Source organism: Massilia aurea, assembly GCF_040790145.1.
Classification (GTDB): domain Bacteria; phylum Pseudomonadota; class Gammaproteobacteria; order Burkholderiales; family Burkholderiaceae_D; genus Telluria; species Telluria aurea_C.
The window spans coordinates 53,859-70,187 of the sequence record NZ_JBFMMP010000007.1; the positions used below are offsets into that span (position 1 = coordinate 53,859).

The following is a 16,329-nucleotide window of genomic DNA, read 5'->3' on the forward strand; positions in this document are numbered from 1 at the left end:
GGTGTCTTTCGCATCACTATCTTGGCATCACTGCACGATTACTTACTGCACCAGCTGATTGATTTCAATGATCGGCATCAGCACCGCCAGCACGATCAGCAGCACGACCAGGCCCATCGCCAGGATCAGGACCGGCTCGAGCAGGCCGGCGATGGTCAGCGTGCGGCGTTCGAGGTCGGCCTGCTGCGAATTGGCGGCGCGCTCGAGCATCGCCGGCAGTTCGCCGGTGATTTCGCCGGCGCGGATCATGTGCACGAGCATTGGGGGAAACAGCTTTTGCGCCGATAGCGCGCGCGCCAGGCTCACGCCTTCGCGCACGCTGGCCGTGGCTTGCTCGACCAGTTCGGCCATCGCCACGTTCGATAGTGTCTCGCGGCTGGTGTCGAGCGCGCGCAAAATCGGCACGCCCGAACCGGTGGTGATCGCCAGCGTGCTGGCAAAGCGCGCGGTGTTCAGGCTGCGCTCGAACTTGCCATAGATGGGCGCGGTGAGCAGCCACGTGTGCCAGCGCCGTTTGAGCACCGGATTGCGCAGCGCGCGCCGCCACAGCCAGAACGCGCCGACGAGCAGGATGCCGACATAGATGCCATACGCCCGCACGAAGTCGGACACCGCCAGCATGACCACCGTGAGGAACGGCAGCTTTTGCTTGGTGTTGGCGAACACCGAGACGATCTGCGGCACCACGTAGGTGAGCAAGAAAATCACAATGGCAAACGCAACGACGGTGACGATCGCCGGATAGGTGAACGCCAGGCGTACCTTTTGCACGAGGGCGTTGCGGCGCTCGATATAGTCGGCCAGGCGCGAGAGCACACGCGACAGTTGGCCGATTTGCTCGCCCGAGCCGACCAGGGCGCGGTAAATCTCGGCGAAGTCGCGCGGGTGGTGCGTCAGTGCCGTGGAGAATGCCGAGCCGCCGATGACTTCGGCGCGGATCGACGCGACCAGGTCGCGCACGTACGGGCGCTCGGCCTGTTCGAGCAAGGCGGACAACGCTTGCTCGAGCGGCAGGCCGGCTTCGAGCAGGCTGGCCAGCTGGCGCGTGAACAGGGCCAGTTCGTTTTGCGACAGGCGCTCGCCGATGCCGCGCGAACGGGCCACGCCGGCTGAGTCGAGCTGGGCCGCGATGGCTTCGACGCTCAGGGGCGTGAGGCCCTGCGCGCGCAGGTCGGCTCGCGCGGCGCGCGGGCTGTCGGCGTTGACCACGCCTTTGCGGGTGGCGCCCCCGCTGTCGACGGCCTCGTAACGAAATGCCGGCATTAATGCATCCTCAACTTCGCGGTTCCCATCGTTACGGTGCCCATTTTAGTCCTTGGTCACGCGCACGATTTCGGCCCGTGTGGTGGTGCCGTCGAGCAGCCAGCGCTCGCCGTCTTCGCGCATGGTCTTCATGCCGACGCCAAGCGCGGCCTGGCGAATATCGGCTTCGGAGGCGCGGTTGTGGATCTGGGCCCGGATCTGGTCGGTGGTTTCGAGCAGCTCGTACACGCCGACCCGGCCATGGTAACCGGTGTGGCCGCAGCGTTCGCAACCGACCGCGTGCCACGTGGTGCCGTCGAACGTCTTGCACTGCGAGCAGAGTTTACGCACGAGACGCTGCGCCATCACGCCCAGCAGCGACGACGACAACAGGAACGGTTCGATGCCCATGTCGAGCAGACGCGTCACGGCCGAGGCCGCATCGTTGGTGTGCAGCGTGGCCAGCACCAGGTGACCGGTGAGCGACGCCTGCACGGCGATCTGCGCCGTTTCCAGGTCGCGGATCTCGCCGATCATGATGATGTCAGGATCTTGCCGCAGGATGGCGCGCAGGGCTTTCGCGAACGTCATGTCGATGCGGGCATTGACCTGGGTCTGGCCGACGCCGTTCAGGTCGTACTCGATCGGGTCTTCGACGGTCATGATATTGGCCGTCGCCGCATTCAGGCGCGACAGTGCCGCATACAGCGTGGTGGTCTTGCCGGAGCCGGTCGGGCCAGTGACGAGCACGATGCCGTGCGGCTGGTTGATCAGGCGGTCGAACTGCGGCAGCAGATCGCTGGCCATGCCCAGGTGCGACAGGTCGAGGCGCCCTGCTTCTTTATCGAGCAGACGCAGCACGGCGCGTTCACCGTGGCCGGTCGGCAACGTCGACACGCGCACGTCGACCGGCTTGCCGCCCACGCGCAGCGTGATGCGGCCATCTTGCGGCAGGCGTTTTTCGGCAATGTCGAGCTGCGACATGATCTTGATCCGCGAGATCAGCGACGCGTGGATCGCCTTTTTCGGGCGCACGATGTCGCGCAGCGCGCCGTCGATACGAAAACGCACGACCGAGGTTTGCTCGAACGGTTCGATGTGGATGTCGGACGCGCCTTCGCGCAGCGATTGTGTCAGCAGTGCATTGATCATGCGGATCACCGGTGCATCGTCGGACGATTCGAGCAGGTCTTCAATGGCCGGGACGTCTTGCAACAGCTTGGTCAGGTCGAGGTCGGCATCGAACTCGTCGACGACCTGCGAGGCGTCGTTGCCGCCGCCGGCATACGCGCCGGCAATGACTGTATCGAGCTCGTCCTTGTCCATGCGGCGCAGCTGGATGCGGCCGAAACGGCGCGACACCTCGGCGATGGCGGCCGGCGCGGTGGCGCTGGAGACCAGCACTTCGACGCTCTGGCCCGGCTCGCCAGTGCCGCGCGCCAGGACGACGTGGTCACGGGCGAAAGCGTAGGGCAAGAGATTGTTCATGAGATTCACTCCCGGTTCGGTGGCGTCACCGGGCGAAATTGCGAGGCTGGCACAGCAGTGCCTGATGCGGCGCCCGGTGCTGGTGTAGACACGCCGGCGCCCGGTCCGGTTCCCGCAGGATTTGTCGCAGGGCTCACGGGTGCCGGGCGCGATGCGCCTGGCCGGTTGGCCGCGCCATCGTTCGATGCGCCCGGCGCGGCGTTGGCCGGTGGTGGCGTCTGGACCGGCATCGTGGCCATGCCGCCACCTGCCGGCGGTTGACCGTTGACCAGCGGCGGCAACAGCGGCGCGCCCAGGTCGCGCAGCAGCGGCGAGCTTTCGGGCTGGCCGGCAGCGCCGGCGGCGCGCATGAATTCGTAGCGGTCCATCGCGATCGAATTCGACGCATCCTTGCTGCGCACCACGACCGGGCGCAGGAACACCATCAGGTTGGTCTTGTTGCGCGTGCGCGTGCGGTACTTGAACAGGTTGCCGATCACCGGGATATCGCCCAGGCCGCGCACTTTTTCTTCGCCATCGCCCTCGGTGTCTTCGATCAGGCCGCCCAGCACGATGATCTGGCCATCGTCGGCCAGCACATTGCTTTCGATGGCGCGCACATTGGTCGTCAGGCCCGAGGCCAGGTTGCGGGTGGACGCATCGACGCTCGAATTCTCGTGGTAGATGGCCATCTTGATGGTGCCGCCTTCCGAGATTTGCGGGCGCACTTTCAGCAGCAGGCCGACGTCTTGCCGGTCGACCGTCTGGAACGGGTTGCCACTGTTGTTGCCCGATGTGGTGTACGAACCGGTGATGATCGGCACGTTCTGGCCGACCTTGATGGTGGCCAGTTCGTTGTCGAGCGTGATCAGGTTTGGCGTCGACAGGATGTTGGCGTTGCCATCGTTTTCGAGCGCGCGGGCGACAGCCCCCAGGCCGAGCTCGCCACCGACCTGGCGGAACAGGCCGAAGGTCAGGCCGGTCGCGATACTCGGCACCGTCGTTGCGCTGCTGCCCTGGCTGGCGGCCAGCGCCAGGTTGACAATGCTGCTGTTCGAGCCGCCGCCGCTGTAGTTCTGCACGCCGCCAAAGCGGTATTTGCTGTCGGAGTCGCCGGTGGCGCCGACCCATTGCACGCCGAATTCGGACGCCTTGTTGGACGTGACTTCGACCACCAGCGCCTCGATATACACTTGGGCGCGGCGCACGTCGAGCTGGTCGATGACCGAGCGCAGGTTGCGATACACGGCATCGGGCGCGGTGATGATCAGGCTGTTGGTCGAGGCGTCGGCCTGGATGAAGCCGGAACCCTGGCCGCCGCCGGCGCCGCCCGCGTTGGCGGTCAGCTGGCTTTGCTGGCCGAAGGTATTGCCGGTGCCGCCCATGCCGGTGCTGCTCTGCTGGCCCTGCTGGCCACCCAGGCCGCCGGCGCCGCTCTGGCCGCTGCCGGTGGCCGACGTGATCGAGCTGCCCGATGTGCCCTGCTGCTGTACCGGCACGGCCGACGCGTCTTGCGAGACGACGGCGCGCAGCGTTTGCGCCACGCGGCTGGCGTCGGCGTTTTTCAGGTACACGACGTGGATATTGCCGCGGCTCGAGCTCTCTTGGTCGAGGCGCGCAATCAGGCTCTTGGCCAGGTTGGCGCGGGCCTGCGACGGCGCACGCACAATGACGGCATTGGTGCGCGGATCGGCCAGCACCGTGACGCGGCCCGAGTCACCGCCCGCGGCCGGCTCCATCAGGCGCGTGACGAGTTGCGCGATATCGCTGGCGATGGCGTTGCGGATCGGGATCACGTCGAGCTCGGCCGCCACCGGCGCGTCGAGCGCGGCGATGATGCGCGCCAGGCGGCGCAGGTTATCGGCGTAGTCGGTGACGACCAGCGTGTTGTTGCCCGGGTTGGCCATGATCGAGTTGTTCGGCGAGATCAGCGGACGCAGCACGGCGGTAAGGTTGGCGGCCGACTCGTACGACAGGTAGAACACCTGGGTCGCGATCTGGTCGCCGGTGGCCTTGCTGGAGCGCACCCCGCCCACTTGGGTCGGCGACGATTGCAGCTTGGCCTCGGCTTCGGGCACGACCTTGGCATAGCCGTCACCGCTGGTGACCACCGCGAAGCCCTGCAGGCGCAGGGTCGAGGTGAGCAGGCCGAACGCTTCGCTCTTGCTCAGCGACTTTTCGGACACCAGCGTGAGCGTGCCCTTGACGCGTGGGTCGATGATGAAGGTCATGCCGGTGTAGTGGCCGATCGCCTTGATCACCGATTCGATGTCGGCATTGACGAAGCTGAGCGCTGCGGCGTTCGCGGTCTCTTGCGCAAGCGCCGGCAACGGCAAGGCGACGATGGTAGCGGCGCAGCACAGCATGGCGCCGGCGGCAAGGCGGCGCAGGGCCGGAAGTTCGAGGTGCGCGAAGGTGGTGTGGTCTGTTTTCTTCATTATCTGAACTCGAGTGCGATTACGTTTTTGCCGTTCACCATCCGGCGCTGTCCCAGCAGATTCAACATGGTTCCCAGAGTGTCTTCATAGCCATCGGCGGCCGCTGCCTGGCCTGAAAAGCGCAGGCGGCCGTTCTGCAATGCACCCGTGCCCGACAGCAGCAGGGCGCCGCGCACGGTACGCAGCGTCAGGTCGGCCTGCGGTCCGCGCCAGTCCATGATCATTTCGTAGCTGCCAAGCGGCTTGACGGGCGACATGCGCGAACCCATATCGCTCATCGACAGCGTGGTGCGACCCTGCAGCGTCACGATGTTTTGCTGGCGCAGCAGGTCAAGCGTGTTCCATGAAAGCCGGATGCGCCCGCTCGGCGCCAGTGTGTTGAGCGGCGCGCCCAGGCCCGACAAGCCTTCGGCCGGCAACAACAGTTCGCCGGCATTGACTTGCCACTGCGACCAGCTGCCCTGCACGCGTACCGGATTGGCCAGCGCCTGCGTATTCTCGAGCGTCATGCTTACCTGGCCCAGCACCACCAGCGGCGACAAGGTCCAGTTGAAACGGCCTGGCAGCAATGGCGTGACCGCACCACCCTCGCCCGGCGCCCCGCCGATAAAGGCCGAGCCGCGCCAAAGCGTACCCTGCGCATCTCCCAGCGTCAATCGACCGCCGGTCTGGCGTTCGACCATGGGGCCCAGCCAGGCCGCCGGCAAGAACGCCACAACCGTTGCCACCACCGCCAGAACGACCAGCAGGCCCCACGTCAGCACCCGCCTCATGCGGCCGGCTCGCTGCTTTGACGCAGCGTGAGCGTGGCATCGACCTGGCCGAGGGCATCCTTGGCGGTAAATTGCGCGTCTTGCACCAGCAGGCGGCTGTCGCGGCGCTGCGCGTCGAGCCAGCCCATCAGGTTTGCGAACGACACGCCATTGAGTTGTACCTTGGTGTATTCGCCGCTGACCGACAGCGATGCGGGATTGAGCCCGCTGGCGGCCATGCTGGCAGCCAGCGCTTCGCGCGTGACTGGCACGACGGCCGGCGCCGGCTGGGCCGCGACAGCGCGCGCCTCGGCCGCCAGCGCGTCGAGCTGCGCGGCTTGCTGGCGCAGTTCGGGCAGCGAGCGGCGCAATTGTTCGCGGCCAGTTAATGCCGGTTCGAGCAGCACCAGGTACAACAGCGCCAGCGCCACCACGCCGCCACCGACGAGCAGGAACTTGCGTTCTTGCGCGGTGCGCGCGATCCAGTAGCCGCCCACGCGCTCGCGCAAGCCGCTCAGTTTGCCGACGACGCTCATGGCTTGGCTCCTGTGCTGCGGATCAGCCAGGTGGTCGCGTCGGGCGACTCCAGGCTGAGATTACGTGATGACAGGGACGACCGGAGCTGGTCGGCCATGCCAGGATTGGTTGACTCTGGTTTGACGCGCACGGTGAGCGCGCGTTCGCGGTATTCGATTGATGCAATCGCAGGCGCAACGCCCAGACTGCGTGTCGCTTCGCCGAGCGCGGCGGCCATCCAGTTGAATTCGTTGCCCGCCACCTGGCCGCTGCCGGCCTTGGCGCGATCAATGTTCTGGCGCATTTGCGCGACAGGATCGATGGCCGGCTGGTTCGGATACACCGAACGGAACGTTTGGCTCATCTGCAGGCGCACGGCATCGGCTTCGCGCTTCAGACCCAGCCACTCGACATTCAGGCCGATCAGGTTGATGGCCAGCGCCGCCACTGCCAGACGGATCGGCCAGCGCCAGCGCCGCCAGTCGCGCTGCGCAACACCGGCCGTGCCCAGGCCCGGCACCAGGTCGAGCACGGGGCCGGTGCTGCCCTTGGCGCCGGCGATCCAGTGCGCCCAGTCATCGCTTTCGAGGGTGATGCCGGGGCCGGCTTCGGCCACCAGCGCGTTGTATTCGCCGAGCTGGTCACGCTCGACATACAGCACCAGCGGCGCATCGCCCGACAGCGCCCGCGCCGTTTGCAGGGCCATCACCGGGCTGCCGTCGAGCGCCAGGCCCATGCCGTCGTACTGGCTCTGGCGCAGGATCAGTTCGCCGTTGCCGACGGCGGCGCTGACGCTGCCCGGATGCAGCGGCAGGCACAGTTGCTCGGGGACGGCGGCGATCTGGCGGGCACCGAGCGCGAGCAGCGCGCGCACGAGCGGCGCGAGCCAGGCTTGCTGCACCACGGCCACCGGCCGGCGGCCATCGGGCTGCACCGGGCCGGCCACCAGCACGCAATCGAGCGGGTCGCCCAGGATATGTTCTTCGACGAGGGACGGCAGCGCCGCGCGCAGGCGCGCGCCGGCCAGCGGCGGGGCCTGCACCGACAGCAACGTGACGTCGCTGGCGGCCAGCACCAGCACCACGCGGCGGCTGGCGGCCACGACGTCGCCCAGATTGCGCAGCACGCCCTCGCCCTGCTGGCCGATGGCGCCGTTGTCGCCGACCAGCGCGAAACGGCACAGGGCGCCTTCGCCCTGGCTGCGTGCCGGATGCCGGATATAAAGAGTACTCAAACTGTCTCGCTTTCTTCTCAGTTCTGGCGGGTCCAGACGACGGTCACGCTATTGGGATTGACCAGGTTGCCACCGACCAGCACGAGCGATTCGGCGTCCAGTGCGGCGCGGTCGAGCCGGATCCGGCTCTGCACCAGGAAATACGTGCTCTTGGTGGCAATTTTTGGTTCGATATCCGCTTGCCCGCCCTTCCATGTCAATTTGAAGTTCGCCACGTCGAGCCACGGCGCCCGCTGGCGCTGCGCGATGAGCGTATTCGCTTCGGACAGCGAGCTGCCCGGCAACACGGCGGCCAATACTTCGGGCGACGCGGTATTCACGTTCACATTCGTATCCGATGACGGCAGTACGATCACGAACGGGCGCAGGCGCTCGACCGCTTCGGGCTTGAGACCCGGCACCATCAGCAGATCGTCAACCCGCTCCAGCCGCATGGGCGCACCGCTGCGCCGTGGCTGGGCCACCGCTGTCGTGCCCGTGTCGTCCCGTTCCGGCACGGCGGCCAACTGCTGGCCGGCAGCGACGAAATCGGCGATCGGGCGCGCCAGCCGCGCCTCGAGCCGCAGATTGGTCAGCAAACTGCGCATCACTTCCACCTGGGTCAGTTCAACCTTGCCGCCCTTCGCCAGATTGTTCAGATTGTAACGCGCCGTGGCGTCCAAAACCTGCCCCGACAGCGACGCATTGAAGTTTTCGCCCTGTACCCGCTCACGTTCGATGTACTGGTCGAGCCGGGTGTCGGCCAGCGGCGTGGCCCAGACCTGGTCGAGCGATGTGTAGTTGCTATTATTATTGACGCGCAAAATCACGCTGGCCCAGTCGAGCGCGCCGCGCTGGATCCACTTGGTCTGCGATTGCAGGCGCTGGTTTTCCATCGAGCGCACCTGCACCTGCTGCTGCCAGAACAGGCTGGCGACAATCGAGATGGCCAGCGTGGTCAAGAGCATGGCGGTGACCACGGCGACGCCGCGCTGGCGCGCGAGTAGCGATTGTGGCCCGTGCATCAGGTGCCCCCCAGCAGGAAGGCCTTGACCATCGGCTGGGCCAAGCCCTGCACGCTCAGGGCCACCTGCACGCCGGTCGGTTCCAGCGCGCTCTTGGCGGGCGGCTCGGTAGTTGTAGGATCCGCCGGCGCGCCGCCCACGGCGGTGGGTTCATTGCGCCAGACATTGTTTTGCCAGCCCTGCACCTGCATGCCGACCACGCCGACCTGCAGCACGACGGACGGCGAATTGTCGGCCGCCGCATCGGACGCGATGGCTTGCCACAGCTGCTCGATCTGGATCAGGTCGCGCGTGCCGGGCGACTCGCGCCGTACCAGTTGCCCGGCCACCACGCGGTAGCTCACCACTTGCAGACGCGACGGTTCATTTTCGACAAACACCTTGCGCACGAGGGTCAGGCGGTCGGTATCCCACAGCAGCGAGGGACGGCCGGCCATGATGTCGGTGCCAGCCGCATGCTCGCAATCGTTTTCCATCTGGGCAAAGGCCAACTGCATGCCGCGCGTGGTTTCCATGTCGGCAGTGAGCGCCACGCGGGCGCGGACGATGCCGTCCAGCCCGCGCCAGCCGAGCACGGCCACCATGGCGAGGATGGCGATCGCCACCAGCAGCTCGACCAGGGTAAAGCCCGCAGCGCGCGGCCTGCCGCTTGGGATCCATGTCATACCGGGGATGGCCTCAAAACCAGTTGAATCAGTTTGACAATGCGGCGACCGGGATTATCGACGTCGAACACCGACACTTCGATCCTGCGCAACAGCGGATTCGGGCTGGTCAGCACTTCTTCTTCGCACATCAGGTTCAGGCCGCCTTGCGGACACGGAAAGCTGCGCTTGCCCACTTCGGGGAACTCGCGGCCGAGGCGAATCTGCACCAGCCGGTTCTCGGCCGACCAGGTCGCCATCATCGAGGCGCGCAGACCCTGGCTGTTCGATGTCAGGCTGCCGACTGCGCGCAGGCCGGCGGCCAGCGCGGTGCCGACGATGACGAGCGCCACCAGCACTTCGAGCAGGGTAAAACCGGCGGCAGGACGAAACGGGCGGCGCATGGTGGCGAAATAGGTCATTCGACAGTGAAGTGGCCGACGCCGTCGGCGCGGATCGCGACCGTGTTGCCGCCTTTTGCCAGCGTCAGCACGAACGGCCGGTCGACCGGCTCGCGGCCGAACGTGATGCGCAGCATGTCCGGGTTGCCGGTGCCGGTCGGCTGCAGGATCAGTTGCAGCGGTGCGTTCTTGAATCCGCGCTCGCGCAGCAGGTCGTCGCGCGTGACGGGCTCCCAGCCGGCGTCGCCGCGCACCATGAAACGGTAGTGCTCGCCATTGGCCTCGAACGCGACCAGGCGATTGCGCACGATCGCTTCATCGCGCGCCAGTTGCAGCAGCAGCGCCAGGCGCTGCGCTTCTTTCTCGAGATCCTGGCGCGGACTCGGGATGGCGTTGAGCGTGGCCATGCCCAGCGTGAGGCCGATGATGACCATCACGACCAGCAGCTCCACCAGGGTGAAGCCGCGTGTGCGCGGTACGCGCCGGGCCGGCATGGCGATGACTTATTCCCAGGAACCGACGTCGGTGTCTTCACCGGCGCCACCGGGCTGCCCGTCGGCGCCGTACGAGAACACGTCGATCTCGCCTTTCACGCCCGGCGACAGGTATTGGTAGGCGTTACCCCATGGGTCTTTCGGCAGCTTCTCGATGTAGCCGCCTTCTTTCCAGCCATTGGCCGATGGGCCCGAGGTCGGCTTGGTGGTCAGGGCGATCAGGCCCTGCTCGGTGGTCGGGTAGCGCTGGTTGTCGAGCTTGTAGAGCTTGAGCGCCTGCATCATGGTGGCGATGTCGACCTTGGCGGCCGTGACGCGCGATTCACCGGTACGGCCCAGCAGCTTGGGCACGACCAGCGCGCCAAGGATGCCGATGATGACCACGACCACCATGATCTCGACCAGGGTAAAACCGCGTGCACGACCTGTGCTGCGCGCATTGCGCTGAGTACGTTGAAAATTCATAAGCTTTGTGTGAGGACAAGGGAATCGATGGAACCGGAACAGTATAAGCCCGAAATATGACAAGCGTACCGGTGAAAAGTACGCAATTGTATGTCACGTTCACCCGCGCGCCACGTTTGACGACGGGCGTTAAGACGCACCTAATCAACAGTGTTGCCGCTCCCACCATGGCGCGCGGCGCACACCGGGCAAGCCGGATTGCGCGCCACGCCGATGGCGGTCCATTCCATGTGCTTACCGTCCAGCATCAAGAGACGGCCGACGAGCGGCTGGCCGATGGCCATGATGAGTTTCATCGCTTCGGCGGCCTGGACCGCACCGACGACACCGACCAGCGGCGCGAACACGCCCATGGTGCTGCAGGCCACGTCTTCGAAGCCACTCTCCTCCGGGAACAGGCAGGCGTAGCACGGCGCTGCCGGGCGGCGCGCGTCGAACACGGCCAGCTGGCCGTCAAAACGAATCACGGCGCCCGAGACCAGCGGCGTGCCGGCCGCCACGCAGGCGCGGTTAACGGCGTGGCGGGTGGCGAAGTTGTCGCTACAATCGAGTACGACCGTGGCGGCGCGCGCGAGTTCCAGCAAGCGTTCGGGACCGGCGCGTTCGCGCAAGGTGGAGACGGTGATGTCAGGGTTGATTGCCAGCAGGGCCGCGCGGCCCGAGTCGACCTTGGGCTGGCCAATGCGCTCCGTCGTGTGCATGACCTGGCGCTGCAGGTTGGTCAGGTCGACCACGTCGTCGTCGACCAGCGTGATGTGGCCGATGCCGCTGGACGCCAGGTACAGCGCGGCGGGCGAACCGAGGCCGCCGGCGCCAATGATGACGACGTGGGCGTCGAGCAGGCGTTGCTGGCCTTCGATGCCGATATCGTCGAGCAGGATGTGGCGCGAGTAGCGCAGCAGTTGGGTGTCGTTCATGGGGTTCAGGCGCGGGGTGTGCTACGGACTGGGGTTCCCGCCTTCGCGGGAACGACGTGCCGAGTGACGTGGCCGGAGTTGCCCCCTCCTTGCTCACTGACCACCATCAACCAACGTCGTTCCCGCGCAGGCGGGAATCCAAATACACCCCACATCACCCCGCCATCATTTCTTCGCCGGCGCATGCAACTCTGGCGGCTTGTGCTCCGCCCCCGGCAATGACGCCGGCGCAGGCTTGTCTTCCGTCGGCTCGCCTTTCGCCAGCACCACTTTGATGCCCTTGAAGTGATTGATCGCCTGGGCCAGCTGAAAATCGTCCTTGCCGCCGAACTCGAGCGGCTTGCGGTCTTTCAGCAGCGCCAGCGCGCGCTGTTGCTGTGCCAGGCTTGCCGCCTGATCCTTGGCAGCGGTGTCCGGCTTTTCGCCTTCGGCCACCAGATGCCGCTGCAGATCCGATTCGCGCACGCGCAAGGCGTTGAGCAGGTCGCCCTCGGCCGTTTCGTCCACGCGCAGGTCGGGCTGCACGCCCGTGGCCTGGATCGGCCGCCCTTTCGGCGTGTAATAGCGCGCCGTGGTCAGCTTGATCGCGGTATCGGTCGACAACTGGCGCAGCGTCTGCACCGAACCCTTGCCGAACGTGCGGCTGCCCATCACGATCGCGCGCTGGTAATCCTGCAGCGCACCGGCCACGATTTCAGAGGCCGATGCCGAGCCGCCATTGACCAGCACCACCATCGGCACCGTCTTGAGACCGGCTGGCAGACCGGCCAGCGGATCGCCCTGCTGAGCATAGAATTCGCGCCGTCCGTAGAACGACTGGTTCGAATCGGGCAATTGCCCTTTGGTGCTGACAATCACTTGATCGGCCTGGGGCAGGAACGCCGCCGTGACGCCGATGGCGCCTGGCAGCAAGCCGCCCGGATCGTTGCGCAGATCGAGCACCAGGCCCTTGATGTCCGGTTGCTCGGCATACAGTTCCCTGGTTTTCTTGGCCAGCTCGTCGAGGGTGTTTTCCTGGAACTGGCTGATGCGCAGCCAGGCGTAGCCGGGCTCGATCACCTTGGCCTTGACGCTGACGACCTTGATTTCGCGGCGGTCCAGCGGCACGACCCACGGCTTGTCGTCGCCGGGCCGGGCAATGGTAAGCGTGACCTTGCTGCCGACCTTGCCGCGCATGCGCTTGATGGCGTCGTCGGACGACATATTGCGCACGGGGACATTGTCGATCCGGGTGATCAGGTCGCCCGACTTGATGCCGGCCTTGAACGCGGGCGTGTCTTCAATGGGCGAGACAACCTTGATATAGCCGTCTTCGTTCGAGATTTCGACGCCCACGCCGACGAACTTGCCCTGCACCGCTTCGCGCATGTCGCGAAACGCTTTCTGGTCGAGATAGACGGAATGCGGGTCGAGCGAGGCGACCATGCCGCCGATGGCTTCGGTGAGCAATTTCTTGTCTTCGACCGGCTCGACGTAATCGGTCTTGATCAGGCCATACACATCGGCCAATTGGCGCAGCTCGTCCAGTGGCAACGACGTGGCGCTGCCGGCTTTTTGTGCATGCGCGGAGAGCTGGAACGATGCCGCGGCACCCAGCAGCATGCCCACGCCGACCAGCCCGACCCCTTTTGCTTTCATGCCCATGTATGCCCTGTGGTGAACCTAGAACCGGACCCAGCCTGCCGGGTCGAACGCCTTGCCATTACGCCTGAGTTCAAAGTATAGCCCCGATTCTTCGTTACCACCGGTGTTGCCCGCGCTGGCGATCGCCTCGCCCGCGCGCACGCTGTCGCCGGGGCGTTTGAGCAGCGCCTGGTTGTAGCCGTAGATCGACAGGTACTCGCCGCCGTGGTCGATGATGATCAGGTTGCCGAAGCCACGCATCCAGTCGGCATGCACGACACGGCCCGGGGCCACGGCGCGCACTTCGGTGCCTTCCGGCGCCTTGAAGAAGGTGCCTTTCCAGTTCGGCCCATCGCCTCGGCGGGTGCCGAAGCGCGCCACCACGCTGCCATTGATCGGGCTGCCCATGCGGCCCTTGAGGCTGGTGAACGAGCCGGCCGGTGCTGCCGGACCGAGCAGCACTTCCGGCGCCGGCGCCGGCGTCGGTTCAGGCCGCGTTTCCACTGGGCGCGGCTGCTCGACCACGAGCGGCGCCTCCTTGATCGGCTCGGGCATCGGCTCGGGTTTGACGCCTGGCTTGGCAGCCGCATTCTGGCGCGCGATGCGTTCACGTTCGCGTTCGCGTTCGGCCCGCCGCTCGGCCGCGGCCTTGGCGCGCGCCACTGCCAGCACGCGGGCTTTTTCTTCGGCCTCGGCCTTGGCTTTTGCCCTCGCGGCAGCGGCGGCAGCGGCCGCCACCTGGCGTTTGCGCTCGGCTTCGGCCTGTTCGCGGATCAGGCGCGCCAGGCGATCGACCAGGCCCGACATGCGTTCTTCGTCGCCTTTCAGGCGGTCGGCCTGCTTGCGCTGGTCGGCCAGCTTGCTCGACAGCGTGCCGAGCAGCGCGGCACGGCGCGCCTTTTCTTTCTCGAGCGTGTTCTTCTGGTCGAGCTGCTCCTGGGCGATTTCTTCCAGCTCTTGCTGGGCGTTTTCCACCTTGTCGCGGTTGGCCTCGACCTGCGCCAGATTGCTGCGCACCGCGTCCAGCAGGCGCGCCTGGGCCTGAGAGACATACGCCATCAATTGCAGGTCGCGGCTGATGCGGTTCGGATTGTCGCCCGACAGCAGCAGCTTGATGCGGTCTTCGTTGCCAGCCACATAGTGCTCGCGCAGCAGCCTGGCCAGCTGCTGTTGCTGGGCGCGGATGGTCTGCGCCAATTGCGCTTGCTGGTTGGCCAGCTCTTGCAGGCGGGTGGCCGTGGAATCCTGTTCTTCGGACAAGTCGCGCAGCGCGCGGTTGGCGTCGGAAATGGCGGCCTCGGACTCGGCCAGCGTGTCGGCCGCGTCTTCCTTGGCGCTTTCAGTCTGGTTGATGTCGCGCTTGATCGCCGCCAGCTGTTGCTGGATGCCGGCGCGCTGCTTCTCGGCCGCCACTTTCTGACGGCTGCGCTCGGTCTGGCGCTGGGCCCAGGCGTCCGACGCGAATGCGCCGGACAGCGCGACCGCCAGCAAGGCGCTCAGTAGCGCACTGCCGGCGCCCTTCATGGTTGGCAAGCGCAAAAGATTACTTCGCCTTCCCTTGATTCGCGACCGCTGCCATGGCGGCGGCAATCGCTGCCTGGTCGCCCAGGTAGTAGTGCTTGATTGGCTTGAGGTCGGCGTCGAGTTCGTACACGAGCGGCTGGCCGTTCGGGATGTTCAGACCCACGATGTCGGCGTCGCTGATGTTGTCGAGCATCTTGATGATGGCGCGCAGGCTGTTGCCGTGGGCCGAGATCAGGATGTTCTTGCCGGCGCGGATCGCTGGTGCGATGTCGTCGTTCCAGGCCGGCATCACGCGCGCCACGGTGTCTTTCAGGCATTCGGTCAGCGGAATCTGCGACTGGTCGAGGCTGGCGTAGCGCGGGTCGCTGAACGAGGTGCGCGGATCGTCTTTTTCAAGGGCCGGCGGCGGCGTGTCATAGCTGCGGCGCCACACCAGCACTTGCTCGTCGCCGAACTTGGCGGCGGTCTCGCCTTTATCCAGGCCCTGCAGCGCGCCGTAGTGACGCTCGTTCAGGCGCCAGTCATTCTTGACCGGCAAGTACATCGTGTCCATTTCGTCCATTGCCAGCCACAGCGTGCGGATCGCGCGCTTGAGCACCGAGGTGTAGGCCAGGTCGAACGTGAAACCGGCATCCTTGAGCGCGCGACCGGCGGCTTTCGCTTCGGCCACGCCCTTGGCGGTCAGGTCGACGTCGACCCAGCCGGTGAAGCGGTTTTCGAGGTTCCAGGTCGATTCGCCATGGCGCATGAATACGATTTTGTACATGTAAGCTCTTTTCGCAAAATTTCTGGTTGATATCCGGTCCAGCATCTATTTTATAATGCCCCGATTCAGTTCAACCAATCGGAACCCTTGTGAAATTCATTATCGATAATATTTTCCTCGTGGCGATCGCCATTCTTGCCGGCGGCGCGCTGCTATGGCCAGCCCTGGCGCCGCGCGGAAAGCGTGCGACGCCGCTGCAAGTGACGCAGATGATCAACCGCGGCAAGACCACGATCGTCGACGTGCGCAGCAGCGAAGAATTTGCTGCCGGTCACCTGCGCGACGCGAAACACATCCCGCTGGCAGACTTGAGTGCACGCATCGGCGAACTGGACAAGTCGAAAACTCGCACTGTCGTCATGGTCTGCCAGACCGGCGCCCGCAGCGACAAGGCGGCGCGCCAGTTGCAGGCCGCCGGTTTCGAGGACGTTCACAGCCTGGAAGGCGGCCTGGCGGCCTGGAAGGCTGCAGGCCTGCCGCTCACCAAATAAACCGCCCCATCGACTCGATCGGGCACACGAAAGGATTCATCATGGCAGCTCACGTCGTTTTGTACCACACCGCATCCTGCCCTTACTGCGTGCGCGCCGAGCGCCTGCTCGAAGCCAAGGGCGTCACCGACATCGAAGGCATCCGGGTCGACCTGGATCCCGAGCAGCGCCAGGTCATGATGCAGCGCACCGGCCGCCGCACGGTTCCGCAGATCTATATTGGCGACACCCACGTCGGCGGTTTCGACGAATTGTATGCGCTGGACCAGGCAGGACGCCTGGACCCGCTGCTCAAGGGCGAGTAAGCTGTAGGCGCATCGTTTGGCGTGGCCGTCGGCGGCAAGACTGCTA

17 protein-coding genes are annotated in these 16,329 nt (G+C 65.8%); 2 read left to right on the forward strand and 15 right to left on the reverse strand.

Annotated features, from left to right (window positions below; translation table 11 throughout):
• Positions 1–42: 42 nt before the first annotated feature.
• The 15 genes from gspF to gpmA all read right to left on the reverse strand — a co-directional run bounded on the left by gspF (position 43) and on the right by gpmA (position 15,487).
• Positions 43–1,263, reverse strand: coding sequence for a type II secretion system inner membrane protein GspF (gspF, locus tag AB2N08_RS12425; RefSeq protein WP_367610961.1), 1,221 nt, complete (start codon positions 1,261–1,263; stop codon positions 43–45).
• 45 nt (positions 1,264–1,308) lie between these two features.
• Entirely contained in the window at positions 1,309–2,730 is a 1,422-nt protein-coding gene (gene gspE / locus AB2N08_RS12430) for a type II secretion system ATPase GspE (RefSeq protein ID WP_367610962.1), read from the reverse strand.
• A gap of 5 nt (positions 2,731–2,735) precedes the next feature.
• Positions 2,736–5,147, reverse strand: coding sequence for a type II secretion system secretin GspD (gspD, locus tag AB2N08_RS12435; RefSeq protein WP_367610963.1), 2,412 nt, complete (start codon positions 5,145–5,147; stop codon positions 2,736–2,738).
• Positions 5,147–5,920 carry a type II secretion system protein N gene (gene gspN, locus AB2N08_RS12440; RefSeq protein ID WP_367610964.1) on the reverse strand — a complete coding sequence of 258 codons (774 nt, stop codon included), beginning with the start codon at positions 5,918–5,920 and terminating at the stop codon, positions 5,147–5,149. The genes gspD and gspN overlap by 1 nt, the downstream gene beginning before the upstream one ends.
• Positions 5,917–6,435 carry a type II secretion system protein GspM gene (gspM, locus tag AB2N08_RS12445; protein WP_367610965.1) on the reverse strand — a complete coding sequence of 173 codons (519 nt, stop codon included), beginning with the start codon at positions 6,433–6,435 and terminating at the stop codon, positions 5,917–5,919. The genes gspN and gspM overlap by 4 nt, the downstream gene beginning before the upstream one ends.
• Complete coding sequence (gene gspL / locus AB2N08_RS12450) at positions 6,432–7,649, reverse strand: type II secretion system protein GspL (RefSeq protein WP_367610966.1); 1,218 nt, start codon at positions 7,647–7,649, stop codon at positions 6,432–6,434. The genes gspM and gspL overlap by 4 nt, the downstream gene beginning before the upstream one ends.
• Positions 7,650–7,666: 17 nt before the next feature.
• Entirely contained in the window at positions 7,667–8,653 is a 987-nt protein-coding gene (gene gspK, locus AB2N08_RS12455) for a type II secretion system minor pseudopilin GspK (RefSeq protein WP_367610967.1), read from the reverse strand.
• Positions 8,653–9,318 carry a PulJ/GspJ family protein gene (locus tag AB2N08_RS12460; protein ID WP_367610968.1) on the reverse strand — a complete coding sequence of 222 codons (666 nt, stop codon included), beginning with the start codon at positions 9,316–9,318 and terminating at the stop codon, positions 8,653–8,655. Before AB2N08_RS12460 ends, gspK begins: the two co-directional genes overlap by 1 nt.
• Positions 9,315–9,719: a type II secretion system minor pseudopilin GspI gene (gene gspI, locus AB2N08_RS12465; RefSeq protein ID WP_367610969.1), complete on the reverse strand. Its 405-nt coding sequence runs from the start codon at positions 9,717–9,719 to the stop codon at positions 9,315–9,317. Before gspI ends, AB2N08_RS12460 begins: the two co-directional genes overlap by 4 nt.
• Positions 9,716–10,192 carry a GspH/FimT family pseudopilin gene (locus AB2N08_RS12470; protein ID WP_367610970.1) on the reverse strand — a complete coding sequence of 159 codons (477 nt, stop codon included), beginning with the start codon at positions 10,190–10,192 and terminating at the stop codon, positions 9,716–9,718. The genes gspI and AB2N08_RS12470 overlap by 4 nt, the downstream gene beginning before the upstream one ends.
• Positions 10,193–10,201: 9 nt before the next feature.
• The gene (gspG, locus tag AB2N08_RS12475) at positions 10,202–10,657 is read right to left on the reverse strand and encodes a type II secretion system major pseudopilin GspG (RefSeq protein ID WP_367610971.1); all 456 of its coding nucleotides are present in this window, start codon (positions 10,655–10,657) and stop codon (positions 10,202–10,204) included.
• A gap of 140 nt (positions 10,658–10,797) precedes the next feature.
• Entirely contained in the window at positions 10,798–11,574 is a 777-nt protein-coding gene (locus AB2N08_RS12480) for a HesA/MoeB/ThiF family protein (RefSeq protein WP_367610972.1), read from the reverse strand.
• A gap of 165 nt (positions 11,575–11,739) precedes the next feature.
• Complete coding sequence (locus tag AB2N08_RS12485) at positions 11,740–13,218, reverse strand: S41 family peptidase (protein WP_367610973.1); 1,479 nt, start codon at positions 13,216–13,218, stop codon at positions 11,740–11,742.
• A gap of 18 nt (positions 13,219–13,236) precedes the next feature.
• Complete coding sequence (locus AB2N08_RS12490; RefSeq protein ID WP_367611111.1) at positions 13,237–14,721, reverse strand: murein hydrolase activator EnvC family protein; 1,485 nt, start codon at positions 14,719–14,721, stop codon at positions 13,237–13,239.
• A gap of 19 nt (positions 14,722–14,740) precedes the next feature.
• Positions 14,741–15,487 (reverse strand): 2,3-diphosphoglycerate-dependent phosphoglycerate mutase, encoded by a 747-nt coding sequence (gene gpmA, locus AB2N08_RS12495; protein WP_367610974.1) that lies wholly within the window; start codon positions 15,485–15,487, stop codon positions 14,741–14,743.
• Between the two features lie 89 nt (positions 15,488–15,576).
• Here gpmA and AB2N08_RS12500 point away from each other — a divergent pair, with 89 nt between their 5' ends.
• Both AB2N08_RS12500 and grxC read left to right on the forward strand, forming a co-directional pair.
• A complete protein-coding gene (locus AB2N08_RS12500) occupies positions 15,577–15,978 on the forward strand; it encodes a rhodanese-like domain-containing protein (protein ID WP_367610975.1) in 402 nt (133 codons plus the stop codon).
• 41 nt (positions 15,979–16,019) lie between these two features.
• Positions 16,020–16,283, forward strand: a complete 264-nt coding sequence (gene grxC, locus AB2N08_RS12505) for a glutaredoxin 3 (RefSeq protein ID WP_367610976.1) — start codon at positions 16,020–16,022, stop codon at positions 16,281–16,283.
• The last annotated feature ends 46 nt before the right edge of the window (positions 16,284–16,329 follow it).